This is a genomic window from Streptomyces sp. DH10, from assembly GCF_029813805.1.
GTDB lineage: Bacteria > Actinomycetota > Actinomycetes > Streptomycetales > Streptomycetaceae > Streptomyces > Streptomyces coeruleofuscus.
Genome location: NZ_JARVKU010000010.1, coordinates 294214 through 310701, shown reverse-complemented (window position 1 = coordinate 310701; position 16488 = coordinate 294214). Strand labels below are relative to the sequence as shown.

Annotated in this window: 18 protein-coding genes and 1 pseudogene; 10 read left to right on the top strand and 9 right to left on the bottom strand. The window is 72.0% G+C overall.

The features are described 5' to 3' along the window. Positions 1-196: 196 nt before the first annotated feature. Entirely contained in the window at positions 197-679 is a 483-nt protein-coding gene (locus QC385_RS22580; protein ID WP_279543132.1) for an SRPBCC family protein, read from the bottom strand. A gap of 211 nt (positions 680-890) precedes the next feature. Here QC385_RS22580 and QC385_RS22575 point away from each other — a divergent pair, with 211 nt between their 5' ends. Continuing rightward, complete coding sequence (locus tag QC385_RS22575) at positions 891-1283, top strand: hypothetical protein (RefSeq protein ID WP_279543147.1); 393 nt, start codon at positions 891-893, stop codon at positions 1281-1283. A gap of 42 nt (positions 1284-1325) precedes the next feature. Here the strand turns inward: QC385_RS22575 and QC385_RS22570 are convergent, their stop codons facing one another. After that, positions 1326-1955, bottom strand: coding sequence for a flavin reductase family protein (locus tag QC385_RS22570; protein WP_279543131.1), 630 nt, complete (start codon positions 1953-1955; stop codon positions 1326-1328). Between the two features lie 30 nt (positions 1956-1985). On the opposite strand from QC385_RS22570, the pseudogene QC385_RS22565 reads away from it, so the two are divergent. Continuing rightward, a pseudogene (locus tag QC385_RS22565) lies at positions 1986-2201 on the top strand (winged helix-turn-helix domain-containing protein); the annotation flags it as partial. Between the two features lie 58 nt (positions 2202-2259). Here the strand turns inward: QC385_RS22565 and QC385_RS22560 are convergent. Next, positions 2260-2547 (bottom strand): zinc-ribbon domain-containing protein, encoded by a 288-nt coding sequence (locus tag QC385_RS22560; protein ID WP_279543129.1) that lies wholly within the window; start codon positions 2545-2547, stop codon positions 2260-2262. A gap of 173 nt (positions 2548-2720) precedes the next feature. On the opposite strand from QC385_RS22560, the gene QC385_RS22555 reads away from it, so the two are divergent. Then, a complete protein-coding gene (locus QC385_RS22555) occupies positions 2721-3212 on the top strand; it encodes a DUF5949 family protein (RefSeq protein WP_279543128.1) in 492 nt (163 codons plus the stop codon). Between the two features lie 54 nt (positions 3213-3266). On the opposite strand, the gene pgm is transcribed toward QC385_RS22555, so the two are convergent. Both pgm and QC385_RS22545 read right to left on the bottom strand, forming a co-directional pair. Continuing rightward, positions 3267-4907, bottom strand: a complete 1641-nt coding sequence (gene pgm, locus QC385_RS22550) for a phosphoglucomutase (alpha-D-glucose-1,6-bisphosphate-dependent) (RefSeq protein WP_279543127.1) — start codon at positions 4905-4907, stop codon at positions 3267-3269. Positions 4908-5181: 274 nt separating this feature from the next. Next, positions 5182-5610, bottom strand: coding sequence for a hypothetical protein (locus QC385_RS22545; protein ID WP_279543126.1), 429 nt, complete (start codon positions 5608-5610; stop codon positions 5182-5184). A 138-nt stretch (positions 5611-5748) separates the two neighbouring features. Here QC385_RS22545 and QC385_RS22540 point away from each other — a divergent pair, with 138 nt between their 5' ends. Continuing rightward, positions 5749-5895: a hypothetical protein gene (locus QC385_RS22540; protein ID WP_167537512.1), complete on the top strand. Its 147-nt coding sequence runs from the start codon at positions 5749-5751 to the stop codon at positions 5893-5895. A 126-nt stretch (positions 5896-6021) separates the two neighbouring features. After that, positions 6022-6894 (top strand): hypothetical protein, encoded by an 873-nt coding sequence (locus tag QC385_RS22535; RefSeq protein WP_279543124.1) that lies wholly within the window; start codon positions 6022-6024, stop codon positions 6892-6894. 7 nt (positions 6895-6901) lie between these two features. Here the strand turns inward: QC385_RS22535 and QC385_RS22530 are convergent, their stop codons facing one another. Then, a complete protein-coding gene (locus tag QC385_RS22530; RefSeq protein WP_279543123.1) occupies positions 6902-7852 on the bottom strand; it encodes a TIGR01777 family oxidoreductase in 951 nt (316 codons plus the stop codon). A 113-nt stretch (positions 7853-7965) separates the two neighbouring features. On the opposite strand from QC385_RS22530, the gene QC385_RS22525 reads away from it, so the two are divergent. Further along, positions 7966-8292 carry an antibiotic biosynthesis monooxygenase family protein gene (locus QC385_RS22525; protein ID WP_031116253.1) on the top strand — a complete coding sequence of 109 codons (327 nt, stop codon included), beginning with the start codon at positions 7966-7968 and terminating at the stop codon, positions 8290-8292. 225 nt (positions 8293-8517) lie between these two features. Here the strand turns inward: QC385_RS22525 and QC385_RS22520 are convergent, their stop codons facing one another. Then, entirely contained in the window at positions 8518-9246 is a 729-nt protein-coding gene (locus tag QC385_RS22520) for a response regulator transcription factor (RefSeq protein ID WP_279543122.1), read from the bottom strand. After that, the gene (locus QC385_RS22515; protein WP_279543120.1) at positions 9243-10442 is read right to left on the bottom strand and encodes a sensor histidine kinase; all 1200 of its coding nucleotides are present in this window, start codon (positions 10440-10442) and stop codon (positions 9243-9245) included. Before QC385_RS22515 ends, QC385_RS22520 begins: the two co-directional genes overlap by 4 nt. A gap of 377 nt (positions 10443-10819) precedes the next feature. Here QC385_RS22515 and QC385_RS22510 point away from each other — a divergent pair, with 377 nt between their 5' ends. Beyond that, complete coding sequence (locus QC385_RS22510; RefSeq protein ID WP_279543119.1) at positions 10820-12064, top strand: serine hydrolase domain-containing protein; 1245 nt, start codon at positions 10820-10822, stop codon at positions 12062-12064. A 47-nt stretch (positions 12065-12111) separates the two neighbouring features. On the opposite strand, the gene QC385_RS22505 is transcribed toward QC385_RS22510, so the two are convergent. Further along, on the bottom strand, positions 12112-13464 hold the full coding sequence (locus QC385_RS22505; RefSeq protein ID WP_279543118.1) for a diacylglycerol/lipid kinase family protein: 1353 nt from the start codon (positions 13462-13464) through the stop codon (positions 12112-12114). 321 nt (positions 13465-13785) lie between these two features. On the opposite strand from QC385_RS22505, the gene QC385_RS22500 reads away from it, so the two are divergent. From QC385_RS22500 to QC385_RS22490, 3 genes are all read left to right on the top strand, one after another. Beyond that, the gene (locus tag QC385_RS22500) at positions 13786-14292 is read left to right on the top strand and encodes an SRPBCC family protein (RefSeq protein WP_279543117.1); all 507 of its coding nucleotides are present in this window, start codon (positions 13786-13788) and stop codon (positions 14290-14292) included. Then, entirely contained in the window at positions 14292-15359 is a 1068-nt protein-coding gene (locus QC385_RS22495; RefSeq protein ID WP_279543116.1) for an LLM class flavin-dependent oxidoreductase, read from the top strand. Before QC385_RS22500 ends, QC385_RS22495 begins: the two co-directional genes overlap by 1 nt. Before the next feature lie 83 nt (positions 15360-15442). After that, positions 15443-16123, top strand: a complete 681-nt coding sequence (locus QC385_RS22490) for a hypothetical protein (protein ID WP_279543115.1) — start codon at positions 15443-15445, stop codon at positions 16121-16123. Positions 16124-16488: the final 365 nt, after the last annotated feature.

Below are 16488 nucleotides of genomic sequence, written 5' to 3'. Positions count from 1 at the left end.
AGGGCAGCGTGCCACCAGGAGAGCGATATGGACAGGTGCATGTCACCGAGATGACCGAAACACCACACATTCCCCGCGTCGGGGACACGGACGCTTCAGGAACACGGGCCGGCGGAGAAGGGCCGGACACAAAAGGCCCCGGCCTCCACCGGGTCTGTGGTGGAGGCCGGGGCCGGAAGAGCGGGCGCCCTGGGTGTCAGAGGGGGGTGGGGCCGGTGTCGCCGCCCGGCTGGATGCGTCCGCGCCAGGCGCCGGACTCGCCGCCGCGCTTCTCGATGTACTGCTTGAAGCGCTGCATGTCGCCCTTGATCTGGCGGTCGATCGCGCCGAGCATGTCCCCGGCCTTCTCCACGGCCCCGCTGGGCTCGACGTCCATCACGAGCTCCACCCGGGTGTGGGTGTCGTCCAGGCGCTGGAAGCGGACGGTGCCCTTCTGGTGGGTGTCCCCGCTTGTCGTGCGCCAGGTGACCCGCTCGTCGGGCAGCTGGTCGACGATCTCGGTGTCGAACTCGCGCCGCACTCCGGCGACCTTGGTCGTCCAGTGGTTGTGACGGTCGTCGAGCTGCCTTACCTCCTCGACGCCCTCCATGAAGTTCGGGAACTCCTCGAACTGCGTCCACTGGTTGTAGGCAGTGTGGATGGGGACGTCGACTTCCACGGTTTCCTTGACGGTGCTCATCTGTTCGCCTCCGTTTTCCTGATCGACTGCTGGAGGCCCATCGGCCCACACAGAGGTCCGGGCCCAGGACGAGTACCCGGGATCTTGCGGTTGCCACACGGTTCGGCGTGCCGTCCGGGAAGGGAAACGGAACCGGCCCCGCCACCGGTCGAACACGGATACGATCCCCGGCGTGCGTCTTCCGCTCCCCCGCTCGGCCTCCGGCTGGACCATGGCCGTCTTCGGTGTGCTCGCCGCCGCCCTCGGGGCGGTGGGCCTGGCCTCACCGGCCACGCAGTTGTCGCTGCTGGGGCTGGCGGCCCCGGGCGAGCGTGCCGCCGGGGACTTCACGCCCGCGTTCTTGACGGCGTCGTCCATGGCGGCGCTCAACATGGGCGTGTACTACGTACTGGCGGCGCTGGCCGACTGGCGGGCCTTCTTCCGGTGGACCGTTCCGTTCCGGCTGCTCACCTGCACGGTCTTCACCATCGCGGCGCTCAGCGGGAGAGCGCCGGGCGTCTTCGTCGGTGTCGGCCTGTGGGAGGGCGCCGGGGCGGTCGCCACGGGGGCGGCGTTGCTGCTGGAAAGGCGCCGCCGGGTGGACGGGCCGCCGTTGGCACCGTGACCGGGCGGGGCAGGATCCGCCATCGGTCACGGCGCGGGCGGGTCAGGCGGCGGGGGTGGTGGCCCTGGCCGTCTCGGAGCGGAAGCCGTGACCGAGCTCGTGGGCCAGCCCGTGGTAGTGGCGGAAGTTGTAGATGAGCGGACTCCAGACGGCCGGGTCGATGTGGTGGGTGCCGGGTACGACGACGCGGTCGGCGGCGTGGACGCGCAGGACCTCGCACTCGACGCTGAAGAAGAGGCCCGCTCCGCCGGGTGTCAGCGCGCGTGCCCGGGCCTCCAGCTGGAGCGCGCACTCGGCCACGCGCGGCGGCTTCACGAGGTCGGCGGCGACCGGAGTGAGTCCGGCCGCGGCGAACTTGTCCGGCTCGTAGCGGTACAGCGCCCGCTTGGCCTCCGGCACGGGGTGGGCCCCGGTGAGCGGTGCGAGGCGTTCCACGTGCTCCCACAACTCCGGCGAGGCGATGTTGATCACGAGCTCCGGGCGCTCGGCGAGGTTGCCCACGGTCCGGCTCTCGCTGCCGATGCCCAGGACGACCTGGCGTCCCAGGGCCCACGCGGAGGAAATCGGGGCGAGATTGCAGGAGCCGTCGTCGTTCTCGGTGGTCAGCAGCACGACGGGCGTGCCGAAGTACAGGACGCCGGGCTGGATCACGCGGTGGGTGTCGGTCGTCATGGCTCAGGACGCTACGGGCGGGACGTTTCGATGCGCGTCGAAGTGTCGGCCGGGGACAATCGGCCGGTGACCAGCCCCGACGTCCGTGCCGAAGAACCGGATCTCGCCTCACTGGGGGCGCTGCTCACCGATCGCACGCGCGCCGCGATCTGTCTCGCCCTGCTCGACGGCCGGGCCTGGACGGCCTCCGATGTGGCCCGCCTCGCCGGTGTCGCCCCGTCCACGGCCACGAGGCACCTGGGCCTGGCGGACGAGGTGCTCACGACCGGCTGAGCACCTCCCCGCCCCGGGACGGCCGACCGGCTCAGAACCGGTGCTGCTGCTGCGGCTGCCCGTACGTCTGGCCGCCGTCGCCGCTCGTGCTCTGGGCCTGCAACTGCTCCGCCTGTTCCTTGGTCACCTTCTGTTCCGCACCGCAGAAGGTGCACTGCGTGAGGTACTTCGTCGAGATCGGGAACAGCGGCACGAAGAACAGCGTGAACTTCGTGACGCGCTTCCTGAGCGTGTGCGCGGCGGGGTTGCCGCACTGACCGCAGACCAGCGTCAGTATCGCCAGCTGGTACAGGTACCCCTTGGTGCCGAAGATGATCACTTGTCGGTCCTTCCCGGGTCGGATCTTCCCCCAGTGTCCTGTATCGCGTTCCACCCCGGCGAACCGGTACCCGCGGGAGATGTGCCTCGTTCGGTGTGGAGAGCCCGGCGGGGCGTGGTCCAGTCGGGTGAGAGCGGGCCGGGTGCCCGCCGGTGCGCCGATACGGTTCCGCGGTGACCTCGATCTCACCCGAAGCGCAGTCCGTGCACACCGACGACCTGGGCTCCCTCGTCGTCCTGTCCTGGCGGAGCACGACCCCCGACGGGGACGTTCCGTACCTCCTGGCCTGCTCCCTCGGAGACGGTGCGAACGGCCCGGAGGCCACGTCGAAGGCCATCGAGCAGTTGCTGACCGACGCCGGCCTCCCTCCGGGCGAGGGCCTCGTCCACGCGACCCAGCGGCCGAGTCTGCCGGTCGGCCTGCTCGTCGTGCCCGGGTCGGCCGTCTTGACCGTGCGGCACCTCAGGTCGCAGTTCGTCCCGCCGGAGACCTGGCTGGACGCCGTGGGCAAGCTCGGGTACGCCTACCTCATCTTCGCCACCCGGCCGTGGCCGGAGGGCGCCGAGCCCGGCGACGTCGAGACGCTGGCCGCCTTCACGTCCGACGAGGACGTGCTCACCTCGGCGGCGCACGTCGTCCTGCCCGCCCGCAGCCTGCGGAGCTGAAGCCCGCCCGGCCCGGGCCACCGTGGGGTGGCCCGGGCCGTGGCGTGCCGGTGCTCAGCTGGAAAGCGCCGTCAGCACCACGGTCTTGGCCTCCTCCTGGACCTGATGGAGGTGGTCGGGGCCGCGGAAGGACTCGGCGTAGATCTTGTAGACGTCCTCGGTGCCGGAGGGGCGGGCCGCGAACCAGGCGTTGTCGGTGGTCACCTTGATGCCGCCGATGGGTGCGCCGTTGCCGGGGGCCTCGGTGAGCACAGCGGTGACGGCGTCCCCGGCCAGGGTGTCCGCGCTGACCTGTGCCGGCGAGAGCTTGGCGAGCAGGGCCTTCTCCTCCCGGGACGCCGGGGCGTCGATCCGCGCGTACGCCGGTTCGCCGAAGCGGGCGGTGAGTGCGGCGTAGTGCTCCGACGGGGTCTTCCCGGTGACCGCCGTGATCTCGGAGGCGAGCAGTGCCAGGATGATGCCGTCCTTGTCGGTGGTCCACACGGAGCCGTCCCGGCGCAGGAAGGACGCCCCGGCCGACTCCTCCCCGCCGAAGCCGATGGTGCCGTCGACCAGCCCGTCCACGAACCACTTGAACCCGACGGGCACTTCGGCCAGTTCGCGGCCGAGGTCGGCGGCGACCCGGTCGATCATGGCGGAGGACACCAGGGTCTTGCCGACACCGGCGGCGGCGGGCCAGCGGTCGCGGTGGGAGTAGAGGTAGGAGATGGCGACGGCGAGGTAGTGGTTGGGGTTCATCAGGCCCGCGTCCGGGGTGACGATGCCGTGCCGGTCGGCGTCGGCGTCGTTGCCGGTGGCGACGTCGAAGCGGTCGCGCTGCGCGATGAGCGAGGCCATCGCGTACGGCGACGAGCAGTCCATCCGGATCTTGCCGTCCCAGTCCAGCGTCATGAACCGCCAGGTGGGGTCGGTGTGCGGGTTGACCACGGTGAGGTCGAGGCGGTGCTGTTCGGCGATCCGGCCCCAGTAGGCGACGGACGCCCCGCCCAGCGGGTCCGCCCCGATGCGCACCCCGGCTGAGCGGATCGCGTCCAGGTCGAGCACGCCGGGCAGGTCGGTGACGTAGGTGCCCAGGAAGTCGTAGCGGCCGGTGGTGGCCGCGGCGAGGGCCCGGGCGTGGGGGATGCGCCGGACGTCCTTCAGGCCGCCGCGGATGATCTCGTTCGCCCGGTCCTGGATCCAGGAGGTCGCGTCGGAGGCGGCCGGGCCGCCGCTGGGCGGGTTGTACTTGAACCCCCCGTCGGCGGGCGGATTGTGGGACGGGGTGACCACGACGCCGTCCGCGAGGCCGGTGGTGCGGCCGCGGTTGTGGGTGAGGATGGCGTGTGAGACGGCCGGGGTCGGCGTGTAGCCGTCCGCGTCGTCGATCAGCACCGTCAGCTCGTTGGCGGCGAACACCTCCAGCGCGGTGACCCGCGCGGGCTCCGACAGGGCGTGGGTGTCGGCGCCCAGGAACAGCGGGCCGTCGATGCCCTGGGCCGCGCGGTACTCGCAGATGGCCTGGCTGGTCGCGGCGATGTGGTCGTCGTTGAACGCGCCGGCCAGTGAGGTTCCGCGGTGTCCGGAGGTCCCGAACGTGACGCGCTGCCCCGGGTCGTCCAGGTCGGGGTGGAGCGCGTAGTACGCGGTGACCAGCCGAGCGACATCGACGAGATCTTCGGGACCGGCCGGACTGCCCGCTCGCTCGTGCTGCATGGGCCCGCTCCTCCACTGGTTGTGATCCTTCGCTTGCGCTCTCATCCTTCCTCGTCACAGCGGTGACGCGCGAGAGGGGCACCGCTGCGAGGGCCGGATGTGTGCCAAGCCACGCGGTGGACCGACGGACCACGCCACGCACCACAACGAGGCGGCGCAACGCCCCGCAAGGAGGCGGCGCCGCGTACCACCGGGATGCCCGGTGTTGCGCCGCGCCGCCTTCCGGCCTTGTGGGCGTCCTGCCCAGAGGGTGTCCGTGAAGCCCCGCCTCGGGTCAGATCCGTCCGCCGGTGAGCCGGGTGAGCGGGCCCTGCGTGTGGCGTCCCGCGCGGCGGCCCACGGCGTACGACGCTGCGCTCAGGGCGGTCAGGCCCGCCCCGACACCCGCGGCGACGGCCTTGCGGTGGGCGATCACCGTCCAGGCCGTCTTCGCCGTCGCGGCGACCTGGCCGGAGGCCGCGACGACCGCCTGGCGGCCCGCCTCGACACTCTTGGCCGCGGTCTGCACGGCCGCCGTCGTCGTCTCCGCGGAGCGTTCGGCGCCGGACTTGACGGCTGACGCCGCGTCATCGGCCTTGGCCGACGCGCGCTTCGCGGCCTGGGCCGTCGGCGCGGTCGCCTTGTCCGCGGCGCCTCGGGCCTTGGACTCCGTGGTCCGTATGGTGGTCGGCTTCTGATTCGTGCGCTTGTTCTCTTCAGTCATGGACTGCGACTTGCCCCTGACTCCGGCGGCAAACACGTTCGGGCGCGCACCGTCCGGGCGGGCGGAGGGCTGAGCCCCTCGTCGGAGGGGTAAGCGAGCTACAGACAAGACGACGTCAGAACACGAGGGAAGTGCATCATGGCCGGCATCCTGAATCGCATCAAGCAGTTCGCCCGGAGCCCGCAGGGGCGGCAGGCCGTCGAGCAGGCACGGCGGGCCGCCGCCGATCCGCGCAAGCGGGCCCAGGCCCAGCGGCTGCTGGGCAAGCTCCGCGGGCGCCGCTGACCGGGCCCGCACCGACCACACCGGCCGGGGAGGGGATCGTCCCGGAAACCAACTCTTCGGGCACGCAAGTGTGTTCATGCCCGGCATGGGCACTTGTGTCGCATCACACGGAGAGGAGCTGGTTCGATGGGCACGGCAGGCAAGGGCCGGAAGGTCTGCGCGTTATGCGTCGCCGGCGTGCTGGCCGGCACGGTGCTGGTCGGCTGCGGCGACGAGGACGGCACGGGTGACGGCGCACGGGGTTCCTCGGCGCAGGGCGACACACAGGAGCAGGGCACGCAGGCGGTGCGCTCCGCCTACGACAGGACGGCCGAGGAGGACACCGCCAAGGTGAAACTGCGGGTGCAGACCTCGGCCCAGGGCGCCTCGGAGTCCGCGAACGGCCAGGGCGCCGTGGACCTGGACGACGGCGACAGCGTCATGACGCTCACGGTGCAGGGGCAGCGGATCGAGCAGCGGGTGGTCGATCAGGTGCTGTACCAGAAGATGCCCAAGGGGCAGGCGCCGGGCGGCAAGCCCTGGATCAAGATCGACCTGGGGAAGGTCTCCGCACAGCAGGGCGCGGGCGACCGGTCCATGAGCGATCCGGCGCAGTCCGCTGCGTACGCGAAGGCGATCACCGACAAGGACGTGACCAAGAAGGGCACGGCCACGATCGACGGCGTCGAGACCACGCACTACCGCGTCTCCGTCGACGTCGCCGAGCTGCCCAACGGCGACGCGCTGCGGCAGCAGGTCGGGCCGACGCTGCCGATGGACGTGTGGCTGGACGAAGAGGGCCGCATGCGCCGTCAGCAGGTCGACATGACCCTCAAGACCGCGCCGGGGTCGACGGAGCGGTCCTCCACCGACGCCTCGCCGTCGCCTCAGCGGGTCACGGTGCGCACGGTCATGGACTTCACCGACTTCGGCACCGAGGTGGAGGCCGACGCGCCCCCGGCCGGACAGGTCACCGACATGACCGGCAAGGCCCTGGAGCAGGGCAGGAAGCAGGGCTGACCCGGCCTCATCCCGCGTCACGGCCGCGGAGCCGCCGCACGAGGTCGTCCGCGGCCGTCGGCCAGTCGGGGTGTCCGAACGTGAAGCCCGCGTCCAGGAGGCGGCCGGGGACGACGCGGCGGCTCTTGAGCAGCAGTTCGGTGTCCGAGCGCAGGACGAAGGCGCCGGCCTCGGCCATCCAGCGAGTCGCGGGCAGGCCCACCGGGACACCCCACGCCGTACGCAGGGCGCGCATGAAGTCGCGGTGCGGCAGGGGCGCGGGAGCGGCGAGATTGACCGGGCCCGTGATGTCCTCCCGGGCGACCAGGAACTCGACCGCCCGGACGAAGTCCTGGTCGTGGATCCACGAGACGTACTGCGTGCCGCCGGCGACAGGGCCACCGAGGCCCAGGCGGGCCAGCCGCAGCAGGACGTCGAAGACACCGCCGCGGTCCGGGCTCATGACCATGGCGGCACGCAGAGCCACCTTGCGGGTGTGCGGGGTACCGGCCGTCTCCTGCTCCCGCTCCCAGGCCTTGGCGATGTCGACGCTGTAGGCCCAGTAGCCGGGGGCGTCCGGTTCGGTGCCCCCGATCACGCCGGTGGCCTCGTCGTTGGGTGCGTCGAAGCGGTGGGCGTAGACGGTCGCGGTACTCATCTGGAGCCAGACCCGGGGCGGCCGGGCGGCCGCGGCGATCGCCTCGCCCACGACCCGGGCGGAGTGGACCCGCGAGTCCATCATCTCGCGGAGGTTGACGGGGGTGTAGCGGCAGTTCACGCTCCGGCCGGCCAGGTTGACCACGACATCGCTGCCGTCGATCTCCCCCGCCCACGGGCCCAGGGTCGTGCAGTCCCAGTGCACTTCGTCCCGCTGCCGCGGACGCCTGCTGAGCACCACCACGTCATGTCCGGCCGCGCTCAGCGCGCGCTTCAGAACGGTGCCGACCTGCCCGGTCCCGCCGGGTATCACGATCTTCATGCCATTCCCCCTCGATGTATAGGAGTGACCCTAGCTCATATTTGAACGCGTTCAAAACTCTCGACGGCGTAGGACTTAGCCTGCGCGGATGTGCCATCGGGCAAGATGGGGCCATGAGCGTAGTCAAGATCAATGTGCTGACCGTGCCCGCCGAGCAGCGGGAGACGCTGGAGAAGCGGTTCGCTTCCCGCGCGCACACCGTGGAGAGCTCCGACGGCTTCGAGTGGTTCGAGCTCCTCCGCCCGGTGGAGGGCACCGACACCTACCTCGTCTACACCCGGTGGCGTGACGAGGCCTCCTTCCAGGCCTGGATGGAAGGACCGATGAAGGCCGCGCACCAGGGCGGCGGCGAGGGCGGCGAGCGCCCCAGGCCCGCGGCGAGCGACTCGACGCTCTGGTCGTTCGAGGTGGTGCAGCAGGCGGGGCCGAAGGGCGCCTAGTGGTTCAGAAGGGCGCCTAGGGTCTGTCGTTTGGATCACGCCGCAGACGCGGGGTCTGGCACGCGCATCTGCCGCGTTGTCGTCGGTTGCCGACGCTCCGCGTCGACGCCCTCCTCCGCCTTGCAGCTGCACACACCAGACCCCGCTCACCGGCACTGAACAGCACCGTCGATTTCCTGCGGCCTGATCCAAACGACAGACCCTAGTGGTTCAAAGGAAAGCGCCCTAGCCGTCGCCCTGTTCCGTCGTGGGTTCGGCCGCGAGCACGAGGATCGCGATCTGTACGCGGTTCTCCAGTCCGAGCCTGGTCAGGATGCGGTTGACGGTGCTCTTCACACCGGCTTCGCTGAGGCCGAGCGACCCGGCGATCCGCGCGTTCGAGAGCCCGCGGGCGATCAGTTCCGCGACGTCCCGTTCGCGCCGGGTGAGCGCCTCCAGGGGGTCGCCCGGCCCGCCGGGCGACCCGTCGGGCGGTGACGGGCGGGGCCGCACGCCGGACAGCAGCGGCGGCGGCAGGTCGGAGAACGTCCGGATCAGCCGCCGCGTGACCGTCGGCGCGAGCATCGCCTCGCCCGCCGCGACCACTCCGATCGCCTCGGCCAGCAGCTCCGGCGTGGTGTTCTTCAGCAGGAACCCGCTGGCCCCGGCGCGCAGCGCGGCGTGCACGTACTCGTCCAGGTCGAAGGTCGTCAGCACCAGCACGCGCGGTCGCGGCCCGGGGTGCGGCCAGCCCCGGAGGATCCGCGCGGTCGCCTCCACCCCGGTCATGCCGGGCATCCGTACGTCCATCAGCACCACGTCCGGGCGGAGTTCGTACGCCGCCTCGACGGCCCGCGCGCCGTCCGCCGCCTCGCCCACCACCTCCACATCCGTACGCCGCCGCAGCATCACCCGCAGCGCCGTCCTGACCAGCTCCTGGTCGTCCACGGTCAGCACCCGCACCGGCGGCGTCATCGGCCCTCCTCCGGCGCGTACGCGCCGTCGGCGAGCACGTACGGACTACTGCCGTCCTGCGGCCGGAACATGGCCACGACCCGCCAGCCGCCGTCCGGGAGGGGTTCCGCGCGGAACGTGCCGCCGAACAGCGCGGTGCGCTCGCGCATGCCGATCAGCCCGAGTCCGGAGCCGGGCATCGGGCGGCGGTCCGGGGCGGGTGCGACGTTCTCCACCGTGACAGTCAAACGGCCGTCCCGGCAGGCCAGCGCGACGCGTACGGGGACGGCGCCGGCGTGCTTGCGTACGTTCGACAGCGCCTCCTGTACGACGCGGTACGCCGAGACCTGCACGGCGGGCGGCAGCCCCGCCACCGGCCCGTTCACCGTGAGCGTGACCGGGCAGCCCGCCGCCTCCGACTCCCCGGTCAGCCGTTCCAGGTGGCGCAGCGACGGCTGCGGGAGCGGCGCGGCGCCGCTCTCCGGCTGCGGGTCCGCGAGCAGCCGGACCAGGCCCCGCATCTCGTCCAGCGCGGTGTCCGCCGCCTCGCTGATCGCCTCCACCCCCTGACCGGCGGCGCGTGAGTCGTCCGGCAGAACGACGGTGACCGCGCGTGCCTGCAAGGCGATCGCGCTGACGTGATGGGCCACCAGGTCGTGCAGGTCGCGGGCGATCCGGGCGCGTTCTGCGGCCACCGCGCGTTGGGCGCTGACCCGCTGCTCGGCACGGAGGCGCTCGGCCAGGTCGCGCAGGCGCGCGGCGTCCGCGTGCAGCCGGCGCCGTGACGCGCCCAGCAGCCATACGGCGGCGGCCATCGCGGCGGCCACCAGGTAGTCGGCGGGGCCGAGCGGGATGGCGTTGTCGGCCGAGGAGATCACGTTCAGCCGGCCGTCGGCCCACTCCGGGACGAACAGCGTCGTGGTGAGGGCGACGGGAGCCAGGAGGCTGCGTGGCGCGGGCGTGTGCCGTGCCACCGAGTAGCAGGCCAGGAACACGCTCTGGGCGTTGTCACCGAAGGGGTCGAGCAGTTCCCCCGTCAGATAGCAGACCGCTGTGGCGGCCAGCACGAGCTCCGGACGCGAACGCCGCCACACCAGCGGCAGGCCCGCCCCGACGAGCGGTGCCATGACGGCGGCGGTCGGGCCAGCGCCGTCGGGCAACGGCAGGCGCAGCCGGAGCAGTACGGCGATGCCGGTGAGGACTGCGGCGACGAGCACCTCCGCGGGGCGCCCGGCGAGCCTGCGGCGCAGCGTGGCGGCAAACGCCCGTAAGGAACCGGCCGTCGCCCGTAAGGAACCGCGCGGCGCCCCTGAGGACCCTACGGACCGGTCCGCTCCGTGTCGTCTCCGCCACGAACCCCCCGTCATGCCCAACCCCGTCCCCGTCCCCGTCCCGATCCCCACTCACCGCCCACTGAGCGGTCTTCGCCCCTGCGGCCCTCCCGGCATCGTATGACCGGCGATCCCAGGAGACGCAGGGCACGGAACGAAAGTTGCCCCGCCCGCCCCTCCCGGCGGACGACGCCCGCGCAGGGGCCCCGCTCCTAGCGTCGGTGGTACTTCCGCACACAGCGTCCGTACCTCTGGAGGATCCCGTGCCAGCCAACCCGTCCCGACGGCCTTCCCAGTCGCGCCGCCGCCACGTCACGGCGGCGATCGCCGCCGCACTCGTCATGGCGGCCGCCGTGCCGACGGCCGTCACCGAAGCCGTCGCGGGGATGAACGACGACGGTTCCGCCTCCACCGCCGCGCGGCACACGCCGTTCCAGCGGGACGCCGACGCCGTACGCGACACCGGCGCCATCGGCGTGCAGGCCCGGGTGAGCGGCGGCCGGCACGGTCCCGCCACCGTGACGAGCGGCACCGCCGACATCCGTACGGGCCGCCCCGTGCCCGACGGCGGCTACTTCCGGATCGCCAGCAACACCAAGACCTTCGTGGCCGCCGTCGTGCTCCAACTCGTCGGCGAGCGGAAGGTGGCGCTGGAGGACACCGTCGAGAAGTGGCTGCCGGGCGTGGTGCGCGGCAACGGCAACGACGGCCGGAAGATCACTCTCCGCCAGCTGCTCCAGCACACCAGCGGCATCCACGACGACTACCCCGCCATCGAGACGGCGAAGAGGTACTACGAGGTCCGCTTCCACCCGTTCACCCCCGAGCAGCTGGTCGAACGGGCCATGCGGCACCGCCCGGACTTCCGGCCCGGCGAGGGCTGGGGCTATTCGAACGTCGGCTACATCCTGCTCGGCATGGTCATCGAGAAGGCCACCGGCCACACCTGGCACGACCAGGTACGGCAACGGCTGCTGAAGCCGCTCGGACTGCGGCACACGTACTACCCGGGCGGCTCGCCCGCCGTCCGGAAGCCGCACGCGCGCGGCTACCAGCGGTTCGGCACGAAGCCGAAGCTCGTCGACGTGACCCTGTACGAGGACCCCAACGCCTCCGGCGGCCTCATCGGCACCACGGCCGATCTGAACCGCTTCTTCCGCGACCTCCTCGGCGGCAAGGTCCTCAAGCCCGCCCAGCTCAGGGAGATGAAACGCACGGTTCCGTTGAACGACGAGTTCCAGGTGCCGTACCCGGGCGCGCGGTACGGGCTCGGGCTGATGAGGACCGGACTGCCGTGCGGCGGCTGGGCCTGGGGCCACGGCGGGGACGAGATCGGCTACATGAGCCGGAACGCGGTGAGCGACGACGGCCGGGTCGCCGTCACCGCCTCGATGTCCACCGGGTGGGCCACCTCCGTCGAGGACGTGCTGCGGCAGCACCGGGCGGGTGTGCGGCTGGTCGCGAACGCGTTGTGCCGGGAAGGGAGGCAGGCCGTACGGCCCAGGTGACAGGGCCTGGTGCCACCTCCCCCGCGGACGGCGGCCGGGTCCGGTGCTCAGGGGCGCCAGGAGCGTGACGGTGCGGCGGTACGGCCGACCGCCGCCGCCAGCTTGCGGAGCCGGCGCCAGTCCAGGCGGGGTGGCGCCTCGGGAACCCCGGGGCGGTTGCGGGGCACCCGGACGCGCAGGGCGCGGCGGGCGATGCGGCAGTGGACGGGAGAGGGCAGGATGAGGGCTTCACCGTCGAGGCCGACCTCCAGGTGCGGTGCGTCGGCTTCGACGACCACGTGCTGGGCGGTGAGCACCGTGAGCCCCTCCGGGCGCGGGGCCAGCAGGAGTTCGGCCGCTTCCACGGCACTGTCGACACGGACGGCGAGCACGCCCAGCTTCCCGGAGTCGAGCCGCTGGCGCCGGCCGAAGCCGAACGGATCGTCCATGCGGTACGGGTTGTTGCTCACCAGCACGGCCTGCGGGTCGGCGATGGTGGTGCCGTCGGCGCCGGCCGTCAGCCGCGGGCCGCTCTGCCGGGTGAGCAGCTCGGGCAGCCGCTCCAGCGCCGCACCCATCTTGTCCTCCCGATAGCCCGGGCTCTGGACGACGGCCCCGTACGCGCCGAACGACGCGTTGTTCACGAAGGGGCGGTCGTCGGCGAAACCGAGGTCGACGCGGAGTTCCACCCCGTCGGTGAGGGCGTCGAGGCATGTGGACGGATCGTCGCGGTCCAGGCCCAGGTCCATGGCGAAGTGGTTGCGCGTGCCGGCCGAGATGACGAGGAACGGCAGGCCGTGTTCCGCCGCGACGGCGGCGACCAGTGCCTGCGTGCCGTCACCGCCCGCGACGCCGAGCAGGTCGGCTCCCTCGGCCACGGCCGCCTTGGCCAGGGTCGTGACGTCCTGGTACTGGTCCGGGTCGAGGAGGACGACGCGGGCACCCAGCGCCTCGGCCTTCTCCTTGATGCCGAACTTCCCGACCTTGCCGCCGCCGGAGCGGGGGTTGAGCAGCAGGAAGGGGCGTCTCGGCGGTGGCGTGCGGTACTCCTTGACCCGTACCGGCCGCAGACCCGTGCTGCGCAGGGCGTAGCGGCCGCTCCAGACCGCGAGGCACCACAGCAGCAGGGATGCGAAGATCACCCAAAGCAGATTCGCGACCGCGAAGAGGGTGATGACGGCGACGGGGGCGACGACGGCCAGCGCGGCCGCCGCCGTACGGGCCGGTCCCCGGCGGGACAGGACCCACCAGACCGCGGCCGCGGTCAGGGCGAGTCCCACCAGCCCGGCCGCGAGCAGCAGCAGTCCCTTCAGACCGCCGGTCACGAGGGGCAGCGACGCCGCCAGCGCCACCGAGGCCAGGGCTCCCCTGGCCGCCCATCTCTGCCGGCGGTGATTCCGCTCGCTCATCGCCGATCCCATGTGGTTCCTCCGCTCGAAGGCGCGGGCGGACCTTCCGGACCGCGCCCGGCCGTGAAACATCGTGCCCGCCGACGGATCGGCATGGCTACCGCCATCCCTGATGGCTCCCCCGCCGTGAATCACGTCAGACGTGACGATCTTCCGGGGCGGAGCCATCGGTAGCGTACGCGGCCCCGCGAGCGCGGTTCCGCGCACCGGGGCACGTCGGCGCACACCCGCGCCGCCGCTGCCGGCCGCAGGCCCGCACTCCCTCTTGACCTAGTGAGTCTTATTACGCAACTCTGCTGGCACAGTCCCTGTCGACGAGGAGGCCGGCACGAGATGGAGTGGACGGGCGCGCGCTACGCGGACAGACCGACGGTCGAGGTGACGACGTGGATCGCCGCTCCGCCGGAGCGGGTGTGGGCGCTGGTGTCGGACGTGACGCGGATGCCCGGGATGAGCGAGGAGGTGCAGTCGGTGCGGTGGGTCGACGGGGCCGCCGGTCCCGCGGTCGGGGCCCGGTTCGTCGGGCGGAACAGGCACGAGGCGTTCGGCGAGTGGGAGACGACCTCCACGGTCGTCGCGTACGAGCCCGGGCGGGTGTTCTCCTGGGCGGTCGGGGATCCGGACGAGCCCAGTGCCGTCTGGCGGTTCGGCCTCGCACCCAGGAACGGCGGGACCGAGCTGTCGCAGTGGATGCGGATGGGACCCGGGCGCTCCGGGCTCTCCTTCGCGATCGACGCCATGCCGGAGAAGGAGCAGAAGATCGTGTTCGTGAGGTTGCGGGAGTTCGAGCGCGGCATGACCGCCACGCTGGAGTGCGTCCGGCAGTGGGCGGAGGCGTGATGCGGACGGCGACGACCGTCGAGGCGTCGGGTTTTGGCTCCTGGTCCGGGCAGGCCGACTTCGTGGTCGAGGCCGAGAAACTGGGGCTCGACATCTGCTGGGTGGCCGAGGCGTGGGGGTCCGACGCCCCGTCCGCCCTGGGTTTCTACGCGGCCCGTACGGAACGGATGCTGCTGGGCTCCGCCGTCATGCAGGTCGGGACGCGCACACCGGTGGCTCTCGCCCAGACGGCGATCACCCTGTCCAACCTCTCCGGCGGACGTTTCCTGCTCGGTCTCGGCCCGTCCGGTCCGCAGGTGATGGAGGGCCTGCACGGGGTGCCGTTCGCCCGTCCTCTGGCGCGTGTGCGCGAGACGGTGGAGATCGTGCGGCAGGTGCTCGCGGGCGGCAAGATCTCCTACTCGGGCTCCGAGTTCGGGATTCCGCTGCCCGGCAGGGAGGCGGTGCCGATGCGTCTGTCGATGCGGGCCGAGCACGCCGTGCCCGTCTATCTGGCCGCGTTGTCGCCTGCCATGCTGCGGCTGACCGGCCGGATCGCGGACGGCTGGCTCGGCACGAGCTTCGTGCCGGAGGGCGCGGCGGACGCCTACTTCGCTCCGCTGGACGAGGGGCTGGCCGCCGCCGGCCGCAGCCGCGCCGGCTTCGACGTCTGCCAAGGGGCCGAGGTCGCCTTCGCCCGGGACGAGGAGGCGCTGGGCGCCATGGTCGCGGGCCGGAAGAAGGAACTCGCCTTCAGCTTGGGTGGCATGGGCTCCGCGTCGGCCAACTTCTACAACCGGGCCTACAGCAGGCAGGGCTGGGCCGAGGTCGCTGCGGAGGTGCGCGAGCGCTGGCAGGCGGGTGACCGGGACGGTGCGGCCGGTCTGGTCACCGACGAGATGGTGCTGGCCACCACGCTCATCGGCACGGAGGAGATGGTGCGGCGGCGGCTGCGCGTCTGGCGGGACGCCGGGGTGGACACGGTCCGTCTCTACCCGGCCGGGGAGACCCTGGAGGACCGGCTCAACACCCTTGGCAGGGCGATCGAGTTGGTCCGTGAAACCGGCAGGATCGGCGGCGCGGCCTGAGCCCTGCGGGCAGGTAGGCTCCCGTGCTGATCACCGGACGGCACGACCAACAGGGGGACTCCGTGCAGGCCAGGGCTACCGTGATGACGACGACCGCACTCGCGTGCCTTCTGACGGGCGCCGTCCTGACCGGCTGCGGCGCCGACGGCACCGGCGAGGAGAAGCCCGCCGGTGACATCCTCGACGAGGCCAACGCGACGATGCGGAAGCTGAACTCCGTAACCGTCGACATCACCAACCGCACGACGAGCGGGGGTTCGGTCACCAACCGCCTCGTGACCGACCTCGACAGCCGGTGCAGATCCAGGACCACGTGGTCCGGGGGCAGCGCACTGGAGCAGATCCGGCTCGGCGAGACCGACTACGTCCGGCCGAACCGGGCCTACTTGCAGAAGTGGAAGAACTATCCGGGCCTCACCGACGAGCAGAAGCTGTGGGTGAAGACGCCGGTGGACCCGGCCGGCGCCGGACGCGACGGTCTCGCCTCCTGCGAACGGCCCTTCGACTCGTTCGGCACGGCGCGCAAGGACGGTTCCGCCCGCGTCGAGGGCAGGAAGGCCGTCAGGTTGGTGGTGACCGACAAGGCGGACAAGGCGGGGACGTACACCTTCTACGTGGCGGCCGAGGGCAAGCCGTACCTGCTCAGGACGGTCTACAAGAGCGCCGCACAGCACACCACCACCTCCTTCAGCGCCTTCGACGAACCGCTCGGCATCCGGGCGCCGAAGGCGGGCGAGGTGCTGAGCGTGCCGGGCGGCAGCTGACCCGCCGTCACGGGAGAGCGAGCGATCGTCGACAGCGCTTTCCGTTGGAATTCGGCAGCAATTGGCCGAGCGGGGCGAATCGGCTCACAAGGGCTTGACGGGGCGGGATGTGCTCGGCCTACTGGAAGGCGCAGCCGGCCGTGTCGGGGGTCTGGTCCGGTGCCGGCCCGGCGGGCCGAACAGCTCCGTCCTCCCCCACCGGCACGCGGGTCAGGGGTCTGATGGTGCGGCGACGATGGGCAGCGGCGGTGGGCCTGGTGGCGTGCCTGCTGTTGCTGCATCTCGTCGCCCCGGGGTTGGCGCGGGCCGGGCAACACACGGTGGGGGCCGCGGTCACGGCGGCGGTGGATGCCGGGGATGCACTG

Bases quoted from the DNA above. Each gene is read 5' to 3' on its own strand.
- QC385_RS22570 (WP_279543131.1), bottom strand. From the start codon at position 1,955: ATGACGACCGACACCCACCGCGTGATCCAGCCCGGCGTCCTGTACTTC.
- QC385_RS22520 (WP_279543122.1), bottom strand. From the start codon at position 9,246: ATGACGCCGCCGGTGCGGGTGCTGACCGTGGACGACCAGGAGCTGGTC.
- QC385_RS22525 (WP_031116253.1), top strand. From the start codon at position 7,966: ATGAGCGTAGTCAAGATCAATGTGCTGACCGTGCCCGCCGAGCAGCGG.
- QC385_RS22575 (WP_279543147.1), top strand. From the start codon at position 891: ATGGCCGTCTTCGGTGTGCTCGCCGCCGCCCTCGGGGCGGTGGGCCTG.
- QC385_RS22490 (WP_279543115.1), top strand. From the start codon at position 15,443: ATGACGACGACCGCACTCGCGTGCCTTCTGACGGGCGCCGTCCTGACC.
- QC385_RS22505 (WP_279543118.1), bottom strand. From the start codon at position 13,464: ATGGGATCGGCGATGAGCGAGCGGAATCACCGCCGGCAGAGATGGGCG.
- pgm (WP_279543127.1), bottom strand. From the start codon at position 4,907: ATGCAGCACGAGCGAGCGGGCAGTCCGGCCGGTCCCGAAGATCTCGTC.
- QC385_RS22540 (WP_167537512.1), top strand. From the start codon at position 5,749: ATGGCCGGCATCCTGAATCGCATCAAGCAGTTCGCCCGGAGCCCGCAG.
- QC385_RS22495 (WP_279543116.1), top strand. From the start codon at position 14,292: ATGCGGACGGCGACGACCGTCGAGGCGTCGGGTTTTGGCTCCTGGTCC.
- QC385_RS22500 (WP_279543117.1), top strand. From the start codon at position 13,786: ATGGAGTGGACGGGCGCGCGCTACGCGGACAGACCGACGGTCGAGGTG.
- QC385_RS22535 (WP_279543124.1), top strand. From the start codon at position 6,022: ATGGGCACGGCAGGCAAGGGCCGGAAGGTCTGCGCGTTATGCGTCGCC.
- QC385_RS22545 (WP_279543126.1), bottom strand. From the start codon at position 5,610: ATGACTGAAGAGAACAAGCGCACGAATCAGAAGCCGACCACCATACGG.
- QC385_RS22580 (WP_279543132.1), bottom strand. From the start codon at position 679: ATGAGCACCGTCAAGGAAACCGTGGAAGTCGACGTCCCCATCCACACT.
- QC385_RS22530 (WP_279543123.1), bottom strand. From the start codon at position 7,852: ATGAAGATCGTGATACCCGGCGGGACCGGGCAGGTCGGCACCGTTCTG.